We start from the raw sequence: 14,021 nt of genomic DNA, 5'->3' as shown, positions 1-14,021 counted from the left end.
GATGATCTTTTATTATTTTTGATTATGAATCCATTTCTTAGCATTCACAAAAGCTTCATGCCAAGGAGTAACTTCATCTTTTCTATCTTTTGGATAGTTTGCCCAGTTCCATTGAAAAGTTGAACGCTCAATGTGTGGCATCATTACCAAGTGACGACCAGTAACATCACACATCATAGCAGTATTAAAGTCAGAACCATTTGGATTTGCTGGATAACTGTCGTAACCGTATTTTCCAACAATGTTGTAGTTCTCTTCTGGTTCAGGTAAATTGAATTTTCCTTCTCCATGAGAAACCCAAACTCCTAAAGTACTTCCTGCCAAAGTCGATAACATCACCGATTTATTTTCTTGAATCGTAACAGAAGTAAAAATACTTTCGTGTTTGTGACTATCATTATGCAACATTTTTCCATGAACTTTATGCTCTGGATTAATTACTTCCAATTCCATGAATAATTGACAACCATTACAGATTCCAACTGATAAAGTATCTTCTCTTTTGAAGAAGTTTTTCAAAGCTATATTTGCTTTTTCGTTGTATTTGAAAGCTCCAGCCCAACCTTTAGCAGAACCTAAAACATCAGAGTTAGAGAATCCTCCAACAGCACCAATGAATTGAATATCTTCTAAAGTCTCACGACCAGAAATCAAATCGGTCATGTGAACGTCTTTTACATCAAAACCAGCTAAGTACATTGCGTTAGCCATTTCACGCTCAGAATTACTTCCTTTTTCGCGGATAATAGCTGCTTTTGGACGTGGTTTTGAATCATCAATCACAGGTTTTTTTCCTGTAAAATGAGTTGGGAATGTATAGTTTAATGCTTGGTTTTTGTAATTGTCGAAACGCGCCTGAGCTGTTCCATTTTTAGCTTGTTTTTGGTCTAATAAGAATGAAGTTTTAAACCAAATATCTCTGTATTTTGCAATATCTAATTGACATGGACCAAAATTCAAACTAGCTTCAGATGTTACAGTTCCTAATTTGTAGAATGAAACTCCGTTTGCATTTAATTTGCTTTCCAAAACTGAATCTTCTTTCGCTTGGAAAACGATTCCAATATTTTCTGCAAATAAATATTTGATAATGTCTTTTTCTTCAAAAACAGAGAAATCAATTTTAGCTCCCAAATTCACATCAGCAAAACACATTTCTAATAAAGTTGTGATTAAACCACCACTTCCGATATCGTGTCCAGCAAGGATTTGATTGTCTAGAATTAATTCTTGTAGGGTGTTGAAAGCATTTTTGAAGAAAGAAGCACTTTTAATAGTTGGCGCTTCGTTTCCAATTGTGTTTAATGTTTGAGCAAATGAAGAACCTCCTAATTTGAATTCATCTTGTGACAAATTAATATAATAAATAGAGCCACCGTCTTTTTGTAAAACAGGTTCTACTACTTTTTGGATATCAATACAGTTTCCACCAGCAGAAATAATTACCGTTCCAGGAGCGATAACTTCATCGTTTGGATATTTTTGTTTCATCGAAAGTGAATCTTTTCCTGTTGGAATATTGATTCCTAATTCGATTGCAAATTCAGAACAACTTTCAACAGCTGCATACAAACGAGCGTCTTCACCTTCATTTTTACAAGCCCACATCCAGTTAGCAGACAATGAAATACCATCCATTCCGCCTTTGATTGGAGCCCAAACTATGTTTGATAAAGATTCAGCAATAGCAGTTCTAGTTCCAGCAACAGGATCAATTAAAGAAGCAATAGGAGAGTGACCAATAGAGGTTGCAACTCCTTCTTTTCCTAAATAATCTAAAGCCATTACCCCAACATTGTTCAAAGGTAATTGTAATGGTCCAGCGCATTGTTGTTTAGCTACTTTTCCACCTACACAACGGTCAACTTTATTAGTCAACCAGTCTTTAGATGCTACTGCTTCTAATTGTAAAACTGCTTCTAAATATGTTGCGATTTTATCTTTAGAATATTCTAAATTTTTATAGTTGTAATCGATCGTTTTATCTGTCATCACAGTTTTTGGAGAACTTCCAAAGAAATCTTCCAAAGCATAATCCATTGGTTTTAGACCAGTAGTTTTTGATTCAAAAGTAAAACGGTGATTACCAGTTACGTCACCAACTTGATACATAGGAGAACGCTCTCTGTCAGCAATTCTTTGTAAAGTGTCAATGTCTTTTTGGCCAATAACCAATCCCATTCTTTCTTGAGATTCGTTACCAATAATTTCTTTTGCAGAAAGAGTTGGGTCGCCCACAGGTAATTTATCCAAATCGATTAAACCTCCGGTTTCTTCTACTAATTCAGAAAGACAGTTTAAGTGTCCACCTGCACCGTGATCGTGAATAGATACGATTGGATTGTTATCGCTTTCTACCAAAGCACGAATTGCATTGGCAGCACGTTTTTGCATTTCTGGATTCGAACGTTGAATAGCGTTCAACTCGATTCCTGAACCGAAAGCTCCTGTATCTGCAGAAGAAACTGCAGCACCACCCATTCCGATTCTATAATTTTCTCCACCAAGAATTACAATTTTATCTCCTTCTTGTGGTTTGTGTTTAATTGCTTGATCTAATTTTCCGTATCCAATTCCACCCGCTTGCATGATTACTTTATCGTAACCAATTTTGCGGTTGTTTTCTTCGTGTTCGAATGTTAAAACTGAACCAGTAATAAGTGGCTGACCGAATTTATTTCCAAAATCTGAAGCTCCGTTTGATGCTTTGATTAAAATATCCATTGGAGTTTGGTACAACCATTTTCTTTCGGCAACACCATTTTCCCAGTTTCTATCATCAGCCAAACGAGAATAAGAAGTCATATAAACAGCAGTTCCCGCCAATGGCAATGAACCTTGTCCACCTGCTAAACGGTCACGAATTTCTCCTCCAGCACCAGTTGCAGCACCGTTGAAAGGTTCTACTGTTGTTGGGAAATTGTGCGTTTCTGCTTTTAAAGAGATAACTGAATCAAATTCTTTTACTTCATAAAAATCAGGTTTGTCACCCGTTTTTGGAGCAAATTGCTGTACTCTTGGCCCTTTTACAAAAGCCACGTTATCTTTATATGCCGAAACAATATCGTTCGGATTTTCTTGCGATGTTTTTTTGATTAATTTGAAAAGAGAAGTTTCTTTCTCTACACCATCAATTACAAAAGTTCCGTTGAAAATCTTGTGACGACAGTGTTCTGAATTCGCTTGCGAGAAAGCAAAAATTTCAGAATCAGTTAATTTTCTACCTAATTTGGTTGCCAAATTATTCAAATAATCTTCTTCTTCAGTGCTCAAAGCCAAACCTTCTGATTTGTTGTAAGCAGCAATGTCATCAATTTCTAAAATAGCTTCTGGTTCAACGTTGATAGTATAAATATCTTGATTCAACTCAGTGTATTTTTGCGAAAGCATTGGGTCAAAATCGTTGAAATTTTCTGAAACATAGAAAAATTCTTCGATACGAATGATTCCAGAAATCCCCATGTTTTGAGTAATTTCTACCGCATTGGTACTCCAAGGCGTAATCATTGCGGCACGAGGACCAACAAAAAAATCCGTCAAAGCGGATTTCTCTATTTTATTTGCGTCGGCAAAAAGCCAATTAAGTTTTGAAATGTCTTGAGCTGAAATTTCGTTTTGCGTTTGTACTGCAAAAACAGTTTTGCTTTGGTTTTCAAAGAAATGGATCATTGTTGTGTAGTTTGTTGTATTTAACGGTGCAAATTTAGTTAATATAAGATTAAAAACCGAATAAAAATAAAGGGACAATTTAGTTGCTTTTTTAATAGGTTGCAGAGCTTTTAATTAGTTGATTATTATCTTTTTATTTGCAGAGGTATAATTATCTGCTATTTTGATAAATAAATTCCTTTTGGAAGGTGGTTATCTGTATTGAAGTTTGATTGATAGTTTTTTTTAAAAGTAGTTTGTTCTAAATTGATATAATAAAAAGCAAAATTTCATGGTTTTAGTTGTAATTAAATGTTTTTGAATTTGTCGCAATTTTTCCCTTTTTAGGGATTTATTCAATCTTAATTTATTTTCCAAAATATACTCTAGGTTATCTATGAATTGTTAATAGAATTGTATTTTTATTATTTAACAAATAAGATTGTTATTGTTCTAAAATCAATAATATTTAATTATTAGAAATATCAGTAAAATAATGTTTTTAATAATTAAAGAGTAGTAGTTTTCTGTTTATATGTGTCTAATTTTTTAGGTGTATAAAATACACTTAAGTATTGTAACATAATTGTTTATAGATTTTATTTTTTTGGAATTTATAAATGAATACTGAATAGATTTTTTACTATTTTTAGCGCCTTATTTTTAATAAAGTGATGGCTAATTTTGTGATTAATTATCATTTATTTATTAATATCTTTTTTCTTTCAATATATAGTCATTTTTTAACCCCCTATCATGAATATTAAAAAAATAGTAAATACATATTGGAGATTTTTAATTTTGTTAGGTACAACGATTTTATTTGCTCTGCTTTTTTCTTATGTGCTTGATTTTTATTTAAATGATAATGTGGATAAGGTTTATGAAGCCACTTCGAATAATTTTAAAAAAGAAACTGAAACTATCTTTCAGCAAAATTCAAAAAACATAACAGATTTAATCAGTATTATTTCTAATTCAGATGAATTGGTAGATGCTGTCAATACCAAAAACACAAAGTATTTTGATAGTAGAATGACTAAACTATTGGAGTATAATAAGGTTTTTGTTGGAGGTTATAATTTAGACAAAAAACTAATTTTTTATGGTAAAAAGAGGATTAGAGTAATCGATTTTGTTCCCGAAAAAAAATTCTCAGAGCTTTATGTAAATAAACATATTCGGTATTATGTTAAAAACGAGGATGGTGTTTTTGAAGTATTTGGTACTATTTTAAATACTTCGGACGATCCTGCAAAAGAAAAGGCACCTTTGGGTTATCTTTTTTTAGTTCGAATTTTAGATCAAGGGTATGTTGATTATATAGGGAATTTGACTCATTCTAAAACTCAATTGTTAACTGATACGACTAGTACGTCTGAAATTAGTTCTAAATTGATTAGATCTGAAATTAATTTAAAAGACAGTAATAATAATGTTATTGCAAAAATGTGTTTTGATAGAGAATTCGATTTGAATTTTTCTTTAGGAATTAAAAATATTTTAATAGTGTTGCTTTTATCAATACTCAGTGTAGTTTTTTTGGGCTATTTATTGAATAAATGGTTTTTTGATCCATTAAAAATAGTGACTTCTTTTCTTGCAACTGGAGATAGAAACGCAATCAATAAACTAAAAAAATATGGAGGTGAGTTTCGCTATATCAGTAAACTTTTTCAAATTAATATTCGTCAAAAAGAACAATTAATATTATCCAAGAATATAGCTGAAGAAAATGGAGAACTCAAATCTGCTTTTTTGGCTAATTTATCTCATGAGATAAGAACTCCGATGAATGCCATTGTAGGATTTAGTGATTTAATAAAAGGTCAGAATATAAGTGATGAAGAAAGAAATGAATATTTGATGATTATTAATAAAAGTGGGCATGATTTGGTGTCTATTATTGAAGATCTTATTGAAATGTCAAAGATTGATGCTAATCAAGTTGCGCCAAAAATATGTGAAGTTGATTTAAATAAATGTTTTAAAGAATTACAGGAATCCATTGCTATAACTATACCTAGTAATAAGAAAATAGAGTTGCATATTATTCCAAGTAAAAGGTCTTTAACTCAACTGATTTTGACAGATGAAATTAAATTAAAGCAAATTATGCTGAATTTAATTGGTAATGCTATCAAGTTTACTGATTTTGGATCTGTTTCTTTTGGATTTGAAATTAATGAAATTGAGCGAACTATTGAGCTTACTGTGAAAGATTCAGGTAAAGGAATTACTAAAGAAGGGTTGCAATATATTTTTGATCGCTTTCGTACGGTTGATTCAAATTCAACAGCTAAAGCAAGTGGGTTAGGATTAGGTTTGGCTATTTCAAAGGCTTATATTCAACTCTTGGGAGGGGCAGTAATTGTAGACTCTGTTGTGGGATTAGGGACTGTTTTTGTAGTAACATTGCCTTTTGAATATGCTGATCCAAAATCAATAGTTTTACTTGAAACTAAAAATAATGTATCTATTAGTTCAGGTAATGAAATTATTTTGATTGCAGAAGATAATGATATCAATTTTATATTGTTAAAGAAGATTTTAAGTGCTAGAAATTACACAATTATTAGAGCAAATAACGGTCAGGAAGCAGTTGATATGTGTAAAGGAAGTCAGGAAATCAATTTAGTTTTTATGGATATTGAAATGCCTGTAATGGATGGGATTAAGGCTTTTGAAAATATAAAAAACCTTAAGCCAAATTTATCTATTATAGCTCAAACTGCACATGCATCAATAGAAGATGAAGAACGAATGTTGTCATTAGGTTTTGATAGTTATATTACAAAACCTTTGAAAAAAGAAAAAATATTCGAATTGTTAGATACTTTATTGTGATTGAGAGTTCATTAAAAAACATTCAAAACTTACTTTGAAATCTATATTATTTTGGAAATAACTTATTCTGGTATGCTCCTAAATCTGGCGGTAATGTTCTAGTTATTCCTAAAATATCAAGTGGAACTAAATAAGCGGCACTTCCTTTTGCGAAAGCAGAAGAGCTATTGTCAATATTGAAATTATTGATATTTGAATTAAAGAATTTTGGATCTTTATTGAGGATTATTGAATTGTAGTGTGCTGGATCTGTATCAAATTTGTAAAGTGGATCGCTAGTATATTTATTATTAATGTTGTTGAATTTTAGTAAGCAATTGTTAAATTGGTATTCAAAAAGTGCTTCTGGGTTTTTATCCAAAATCATTTCGTAAGAATAAGAACCATAGATAATACAGTTGTTAAATGTAGCAGCTGTTAAGTCTTTAGTTTCTGATGTAGCTTCAGTATTATAATTACTGATATATACAGCTAACTGCTCTGGACTTGACCAGTTGTTGTTGAAGGTGCAGTGTGTAAATTTGTAGTTCCCTCCATAAGTACATGCCAAACTCGCTTGCCCAGTATAATTGATTACAATGTTTTCTCCCTCAATCAAGGCATTTTTAGCTTGAATCCCGTAATGAGTACAATTGTAAATCTGAGAATTTTTTATTGATAAAGGCGTTCCGTTGTTATTGTCAACTAATAGTCCAACAGTGGCGTTTTTAAGAGTAAGATTTTGTATGATATTATTAGTACTTCCATTTTGTAACCAAATCGTTCCCCATTGTCCAGGTATATAACTATAATCAGGCTGTAAACGGTCGCTACCAAAAAACACTTCATTTTCTAGTTTAGCAGTTGTCGATGTAGTTCCATTTACATGTATTGAAGCATTTTTAGATACAATAAGACCAGAATTGGCATGAAAATACACTCGAGATCCTGCATCAAAAATTACAGTTTCTCCTTCTGGAACAGCTGCATATCCATAAATAACATATGGTTTTTTGTTAGTAAAAAGTAACTCATTACCATGAAGGGGATCATTTTTGTCTAAATAAAAGCCACTTATTTTTTCATCTCCAATAGGTAATGTTTCTGTAGTTCCATCTGTATTGCGGTTGGGGTATAATAAAATGGCGTCCTGAACTAAGGTTACCAGTTCTACTTTTTGAAGATTGGCTCCGCTGTCAAATTCTATTTGGTCTGTGTATAGAAATTCTGTTGGGGTAGTGTTGCCACTTTCAACAGTTGTTTCAATAAAAATGTACAAACTATCTTTCGCTAATAGAGTAACGTTTTCGAACATTTTGCCTTGGTTTCCTTGAATTCCATCAACAGACATTCTGTATTTTGAGTTAAGGCCTTTGTTAAACTTAATAATTGGGATATTAATATCGTTTTTAGAATGGTTATAGACTTTCAGAGCGTATGTGTTAGAACTCAAATTAGTAAATACAGTATCCAAATACACTGTATCTTTTGAAAAAGTTAATTCACCCGTACTACTTACGGTATCAAAATCACTACGACATGAATAAACTGAAAATAATATTCCAGTTAAAAAAAATAAGTAGATACGAGACATTTGGTTTTTTATTTTTGTAAAAATAGAAAAAAACTAGTAGGTATTGGTATTTAATTGAATTGTAGGCTGAGCTTTTTCTTCAAATAAATCTCATCTTTTTTAATATTATAAAGAAAACCAGAAGTATCTTTCATAAGTTACTTCTGGTTTTTGATGATTTGTTTATAGAATTTGTTTAATCTTTGGTAGTTCTGATTTTAAAAGAAAATGTTCCAGTTATTTTTTTAATTGTTTCAGGGGTTTCTATTAAGTATGCTTTCATTTCATATTTACATTTTACTATAAATACTGCATAATTTGACTCACTTTTTAAATATTTTATTTCAATAACTTGATTGTATTCAGTATCTGATAAGCCTTCAAGACTTGCGAGTCTTTTTGTAGTGTCGTCTATGCTGCTGGCATTTAAAGGCAGTTTTTGTGAAAATTGGAAAGGCTCATTATTACTGCCTAATTCCATTATTTTATGTTTAGATAATATTTTAGTTTTTACAATTTTAGAGCTGTCTTTAGGGTATGAAAAATAAAAAGTTTCTCTAGTGGAAGCTGATGATGCAGATACAACATTCGTAGAATCATTTTGCGCGTCAGGAAAAAGGTCTAATTTTTCACAATTAATATTTTGTTCCCAATCTGGTGTTTTAAAAGCTAAATGAAGAGCATCACTAACTTCAGTTGAGTTTTCTGAATCATTTTTGTTTTCATCACTGCTGCAGGAACTAATAAATAGAATAAGGCAGTAAAAAAATAATTTACAAGCTTTTGATGGAGTAAATGAAATATTTTTCATGATAGAATTGTTTTGGTTTTATTTGAAATTTATATTTTTATAAAATTAGTGCTACAGTTAAAAAGATAAAATACCCATTTTGGAGTATTTTTATCTTTTTTGCAATCATAGCTGTCCTTGCATAGTGTAGCTTTTATTAGGGAAGCATTTTTAAATTAGTTTTTATGCTTAGTTAAATGCTTCAGATTTTCAGTTTTTGGTGTTCGATTTATTTCTTTTTTGAATTATCAAATTAGCGTATTTTTACATTCTTTAAAATAAAAAAATGACAATGGATAAAGATAAAATACTGGAATATTGCAATGCTTTTTCCAAAAACACTTTGATGGAAACCCTGAAAATTGAGTTTGTAGATGCTGGTGAGGGATTTTTGGTTGCCAAAATGCCTGTAAATTCGAGTGTGCATCAACCTATGGGATTACTGCATGGTGGTGCTTCGCTTGCTTTGGCTGAAAGTGTTGGAAGTGCTGCTTCGCATTTTTTTATAGATGCTAAAAACCAAGAAGTTCGTGGTATCGAGATTTCTGCTAATCACTTAAAAAGTATTCGTGAAGGCGTAGTTTTTGGTACTGCTCGAATTATCCATAAAGGCAGAAGTTTGCATCTTTGGGAAATTAAAATTACCGATGATGAAGGGAATCTGATTTCACTTTGTAAATTGACGAATATGGTTTTGACCAAAGAGAACAAGTAATGATGAATAATTTCTTTTCTAAAATAAAACTTCACAAAGAAGAAGAACTTCCTTTTGTATTATATTCTAAGCCTAATTCAAATAAAATGATTGGGCTTTTACAGCAAAATGATGTTTTGTATACTGTTTCAGATTTCACCGAAAAAGGTTTTGTCTTTGCTTCTTTTGATGAAAAACAATTGATTTTAATTCCAGAAAATGAATCTGAAATAATAACTTCTGAGCATGAAAATATTACTATTAATCCGATTGAAATAGATGATTCAGGTTTTGATATTGAAGCCAAAAGTCAATTTGAAGATTTAATTACCAAAGGGATTCAGGCTATCAAACAAGATGAATTCAAGAAAGTTGTTTTATCTCGAAGTGAAAGTGTTAATTTGATTGAATTTGATTTTGTCACTGCTTTTCAACAGTTAATTCAATTGTATCCAACAACTTTTAGTTTTTGTTTCTATCATCCAAAAGTTGGATTTTGGATGGGTGCAACTCCTGAGCAGTTATTGAAAGCGAATGGAAATGTTTTTGAAACAACTGCTTTGGCTGGGACACAAAAAGCAAATTCAGAAGTTGAAATTTTGTGGCAGCAAAAGGAAAAAGAAGAACAGCAATATGTAACTGATTTTATAGTAAAACGACTTCGTGAAGTGGCTCGGTCTGTAAAAGTAACAGAACCATACAACATTAAAGCTGGATCGATATGGCATATTAAAACAGATATTTCTGGAGTTTTAAATGATAATTCAATTTTAGCAGAAGTGATTGATACTTTGCATCCAACGCCTGCAGTCTGCGGCTTACCTAAAAAGAAAGCAAAGGCCTTTATTATAGAAAATGAAAATTATAATCGAACTTTTTATACTGGTTTTTTAGGTGAATTAAACAGTAGTTTGGCTGCAATCGCCATAAGTTCTGATTTATTTGTAAATTTACGTAGCATGCAGATTAAAGATAATAAAGCCATTTTGTATATGGGATGCGGAATAACTAAAGAAAGTATTCCTGAAAAAGAGTGGGAGGAAAGCGTTAATAAATCAATGACGATGAAGAGAGTTTTGAGAATAGTATAAAAGTTTCAATTTTAAAGTTGATAATTAGAATTTGAATCCAAAAACAAAAAAACAAAAAAATAAATGAAATTAGATATACTTGCATTTGGAGCACATCCGGACGACGTAGAATTAGGATGTTCAGGAACTATTTTAAAAGAAATTTCTTTGGGTAAGACAGTAGGGATTATTGATTTGACTAGAGGAGAGTTAGGAACTCGTGGTTCTGCTGAAATTCGTGATAAGGAAGCCAATGATGCTGCAAAAATATTAGGTGTTTCAGTTCGTGAGAATTTGAATATGCGAGATGGTTTTTTTGTAAATGATGAAAAACACCAATTGGAAGTCATAAAAATGATTAGGAAGTATCAGCCTGAAATTGTATTGTGTAATGCAATAGACGATAGACATATTGATCACGGGAAAGGAAGTAAATTAGTTTCGGATGCTTGCTTTTTATCTGGGTTGATGAAAATTGAAACAAAACTGGATGGAGTACTTCAAAAACCATGGAGACCCAAAGTAGTTTATCACTATATTCAATGGAAAAATATAGAACCAGATTTTGTTGTGGATATTACAGGATTCACAGATACTAAAATAGAGGCAATTTTGGCTTATGGTTCGCAATTTTATGATCCAAATTCTAAAGAACCAGAGTCGCCAATATCGAGTAAAAATTTCTTAGAAAGCCTGAATTATCGTTCAAGAGACTTAGGAAGGTTAACAGGTGTAGAACACGCCGAAGGTTTTACAGTTGAAAGGTATTTGGCAGTCAATAGTTTAGGTGATTTGAAGTAAAAAAGCTGAATTTTTTTTGTTTTTTTGTTTGTAGAAGTAAACATTTATTCTATCTTTGCCACCGCTAAGCACAAATGGTGGTTGTAGCTCAGCTGGTTAGAGCATCGGTTTGTGGTGCCGAGGGTCGCCGGTTCGAACCCGGTCATCCACCCAAAAGGCAAAAGCCTCGAAGTAATTCGAGGCTTTTTTTGTGGAATACATTTTCGTCTGTATTTTACAAAAAGATTGTTTCCTTTTTAAATGAAATAGTAAATGTTGTTCCTTTATTGATTTTGCTCTCTACATCTATTTTACCACCTAAGGTTGTAATGTGGTTGTTTACTAAATAAAGCCCAATTCCTTTACTGTCTATATGATTGTTGAACTTTTGGTGTAAACCAAAAATTTTGTCTTTTACAAGTTCCATATCAAAGCCAATGCCATTATCTGAAAAAATCAATTGATCAACACCATTAATTTTTCTGGAATTGATGGAAATAATAGGGGAATGAGTAGGAATTGAATACTTAATTGAATTGGTTATTAAATTTAAAAATATACTTTCTAAGTAGGCTTTATTGAAATTAATATTTTCAAGTTGAGAAAAGTCTACATTGATAACTGCTTTGGAGTTTTGAATTAATGAATTTATCGAAAGAATAACTGAATTTAGAGAATCTGTAAAATTTATTTCTTCAATCTGTGCGATTGCTTTATCTTCAAGAATTAAGACATCTACATAGTTGTTTAAAGCTTGTTTTAAACTTTCGGTAGCCGATTTCAACATTTCTATAAACTGAAGTGTTTCAGAATCTTCAATTTTAGAAACATCCAAAAGAGTAAAAATAGAAAGTAGATTGTTTACAGGAGATCTCAAATCGTGGGAGTTGGTATAGCTTATTTTTTTGAGGTCGTTATTGATTTTTGTGAATTTTGTAAGAAGTAAATTTCGTTCTTCTTCCAGTTTTTTATTGTGTGTGATATTCTTAGCAATTGCATAAACTAGTTTATCGTTAGTAATTGGCATAGATGTCCATGAGAACCATACAATTTCGCCACTTTTTGTTACATATCGATTTTCGAAATTAAAAAGTGGTTTGTTTCTGTGTAGTTCTTTCCTAACTGTTGATGTGTATTCTTGATCTTTAATGTATATAAAGTCATTAATTGGTTTTGAAAGGAGTTCATCATTTGTGTAGCCTAATAATTTTGAAACAGCTGGATTTATTTTTTTGAAAAAACCATCGAATCCTGCTATACATAGCAAGTCGGCAGATAGTTCAAAAAAATGTTCGAATAGATATTTGCTACCCGAATCTGAAATTAAATTATGATTTCCTGTCATTGTCTGGTATTACAAATGTTAGTGTTTTAATTCTTTTGTTGCTAATGGCAAAAAAAGATTAATTGAAGAGTCTTGGGGTTTCTACATAATATATTCCTTAGAAGCTAATGTACATATCGTTTAATAGAACTCCAAATATATTGATACTGTTTTGATTATAAATATGTTTTTTTTAAGAGGTAAGTGGATTAATAAAAAAGGAGCTTCAAATTTCTTCAAAGCCCCTTAATATTATATATACTTAGTGTTTATTTTATAGGTTTATCAACTACAATTCTTTCAGATCTGTTGGCTAATTCCCAAGCAATTACAAATGCCAGTTGTGCTCTTTTTGCTAACGCATCAAATTCTATTTTCTCAACTTTATCTGTTTTTTTATGGTAATCGGCATGAACCCCATTAAATAGAAATACCGCAGGAATACCAAATTTGGCAAAATTATAATGATCAGAACGCTCATAGAAATGATTAGGGTCTTTCGGGTCATTGAATTTAAAATCTAAGTCAAGATGTGTATATTTTTCGTTTTGCGCAACAGTGATATTATGTAAATCACTGGATAATCTATCAGCACCAATTACATAAACATAATTATTAGTATTAGGGTGGTCAAAATCACGACGGCCAATCATATCGATATTAATGTCAGCTATTGTGTTAGCTATTGGAAATAAAGGATGTTCAGAGTAAAAACGAGAACCATGTAAACCATGCTCTTCGCCTGTTACATGAAGAAATAATATGGAACGTTTTGGTCCATGGCCTTCTTTTTGAGCTTTTTGGAAGGCTTCTGCGATTTGAAGTACTGCAACTGTTCCTGATCCATCATCATCAGCACCGTTATAAATATCGCCATTTTTTACTCCTACATGATCATAATGTGCCGAAATAACTAGAACTTCGTTTGGTTTTTCTGAACCTTCAATATATGCCCATATATTTTCTGAATCTGGTAAGTTTTCGTTGTAATTAGCATTTAAGTAGGATGCCGGAATGTGTTGGTAATAATTATTCGCTCCTTTTGGATAAGATATTTTATTTTTGTTATATTGATTAATAAGATATTTTCCGGCTTTTTTTTGTCCTTTAGAACCTGTATCACGACCCTCCATTTCATCAGAAGCAATTATGTAAAGTTTTGTTTTTAATTGTTCTGCTGTTATGGTATTCATGAACTTTGTTGCATTATCGTTGTTCTCTGTTTTCTTTTGAGCGAAACAATTTAGAGATGCAATACATATAAATAGAGATAAGAATTTTTTCATTTAGAATTTTTGGTGATTAATATTTACTAT

The 14,021-nt window shown here is 31.4% G+C and carries 9 protein-coding genes and 1 tRNA gene; 5 read left to right on the top strand and 5 right to left on the bottom strand.

Annotation, left to right across the window (positions count from 1 at the left end; genetic code table 11):
- Positions 1-12 precede the first annotated feature (12 nt).
- Positions 13-3,669: a phosphoribosylformylglycinamidine synthase gene (gene purL, locus CLU82_RS02000; protein WP_100841508.1), complete on the bottom strand. Its 3,657-nt coding sequence runs from the start codon at positions 3,667-3,669 to the stop codon at positions 13-15.
- Between the two features lie 735 nt (positions 3,670-4,404).
- Between purL and CLU82_RS01995 the strand changes: the two genes are divergently transcribed.
- Positions 4,405-6,495: a response regulator gene (locus CLU82_RS01995; RefSeq protein WP_100841507.1), complete on the top strand. Its 2,091-nt coding sequence runs from the start codon at positions 4,405-4,407 to the stop codon at positions 6,493-6,495.
- A gap of 46 nt (positions 6,496-6,541) precedes the next feature.
- Here CLU82_RS01995 and CLU82_RS01990 read toward each other — a convergent pair whose 3' ends face one another.
- Together CLU82_RS01990 and CLU82_RS01985 are read right to left on the bottom strand one after the other, a co-directional pair.
- Complete coding sequence (locus CLU82_RS01990; protein ID WP_100841506.1) at positions 6,542-8,068, bottom strand: hypothetical protein; 1,527 nt, start codon at positions 8,066-8,068, stop codon at positions 6,542-6,544.
- 175 nt (positions 8,069-8,243) lie between these two features.
- Positions 8,244-8,858 carry a hypothetical protein gene (locus CLU82_RS01985; protein ID WP_100841505.1) on the bottom strand — a complete coding sequence of 205 codons (615 nt, stop codon included), beginning with the start codon at positions 8,856-8,858 and terminating at the stop codon, positions 8,244-8,246.
- A gap of 265 nt (positions 8,859-9,123) precedes the next feature.
- Between CLU82_RS01985 and CLU82_RS01980 the strand changes: the two genes are divergently transcribed.
- The 4 genes from CLU82_RS01980 to CLU82_RS01965 all read left to right on the top strand — a co-directional run bounded on the left by CLU82_RS01980 (position 9,124) and on the right by CLU82_RS01965 (position 11,553).
- Positions 9,124-9,552 (top strand): PaaI family thioesterase, encoded by a 429-nt coding sequence (locus CLU82_RS01980; RefSeq protein ID WP_100841504.1) that lies wholly within the window; start codon positions 9,124-9,126, stop codon positions 9,550-9,552.
- 2 nt (positions 9,553-9,554) lie between these two features.
- Positions 9,555-10,622: a chorismate-binding protein gene (locus CLU82_RS01975; RefSeq protein ID WP_100844898.1), complete on the top strand. Its 1,068-nt coding sequence runs from the start codon at positions 9,555-9,557 to the stop codon at positions 10,620-10,622.
- A 63-nt stretch (positions 10,623-10,685) separates the two neighbouring features.
- Complete coding sequence (bshB1, locus tag CLU82_RS01970) at positions 10,686-11,402, top strand: bacillithiol biosynthesis deacetylase BshB1 (protein WP_100841503.1); 717 nt, start codon at positions 10,686-10,688, stop codon at positions 11,400-11,402.
- Between the two features lie 77 nt (positions 11,403-11,479).
- Positions 11,480-11,553 (top strand) — tRNA-His (locus CLU82_RS01965).
- 63 nt (positions 11,554-11,616) lie between these two features.
- On the opposite strand, the gene CLU82_RS01960 is transcribed toward CLU82_RS01965, so the two are convergent.
- Positions 11,617-12,726 (bottom strand): PAS domain-containing sensor histidine kinase, encoded by a 1,110-nt coding sequence (locus CLU82_RS01960; protein ID WP_100841502.1) that lies wholly within the window; start codon positions 12,724-12,726, stop codon positions 11,617-11,619.
- Positions 12,727-12,974: 248 nt separating this feature from the next.
- Positions 12,975-13,991 carry a M28 family peptidase gene (locus CLU82_RS01955; RefSeq protein WP_100841501.1) on the bottom strand — a complete coding sequence of 339 codons (1,017 nt, stop codon included), beginning with the start codon at positions 13,989-13,991 and terminating at the stop codon, positions 12,975-12,977.
- Positions 13,992-14,021: the final 30 nt, after the last annotated feature.

The sequence above is a fragment of the Flavobacterium sp. 5 genome, from assembly GCF_002813295.1.
In the GTDB taxonomy this organism is placed as follows: domain Bacteria; phylum Bacteroidota; class Bacteroidia; order Flavobacteriales; family Flavobacteriaceae; genus Flavobacterium.
The sequence above is the reverse complement of the archived record's forward strand: the minus strand, read 5'-3'. Positions and strand labels throughout refer to the sequence as shown.

What these genes read in the sequence shown, in the direction of transcription:
- purL (WP_100841508.1), bottom strand. Translation starts at nt 3,669, where the DNA reads ATGATCCATTTCTTTGAAAACCAAAGCAAAACTGTTTTTGCAGTACAA.
- CLU82_RS01995 (WP_100841507.1), top strand. Translation starts at nt 4,405, where the DNA reads ATGAATATTAAAAAAATAGTAAATACATATTGGAGATTTTTAATTTTG.
- CLU82_RS01990 (WP_100841506.1), bottom strand. Translation starts at nt 8,068, where the DNA reads ATGTCTCGTATCTACTTATTTTTTTTAACTGGAATATTATTTTCAGTT.
- CLU82_RS01985 (WP_100841505.1), bottom strand. Translation starts at nt 8,858, where the DNA reads ATGAAAAATATTTCATTTACTCCATCAAAAGCTTGTAAATTATTTTTT.
- CLU82_RS01980 (WP_100841504.1), top strand. Translation starts at nt 9,124, where the DNA reads ATGACAATGGATAAAGATAAAATACTGGAATATTGCAATGCTTTTTCC.
- CLU82_RS01975 (WP_100844898.1), top strand. Translation starts at nt 9,555, where the DNA reads ATGAATAATTTCTTTTCTAAAATAAAACTTCACAAAGAAGAAGAACTT.
- bshB1 (WP_100841503.1), top strand. Translation starts at nt 10,686, where the DNA reads ATGAAATTAGATATACTTGCATTTGGAGCACATCCGGACGACGTAGAA.
- CLU82_RS01960 (WP_100841502.1), bottom strand. Translation starts at nt 12,726, where the DNA reads ATGACAGGAAATCATAATTTAATTTCAGATTCGGGTAGCAAATATCTA.
- CLU82_RS01955 (WP_100841501.1), bottom strand. Translation starts at nt 13,991, where the DNA reads ATGAAAAAATTCTTATCTCTATTTATATGTATTGCATCTCTAAATTGT.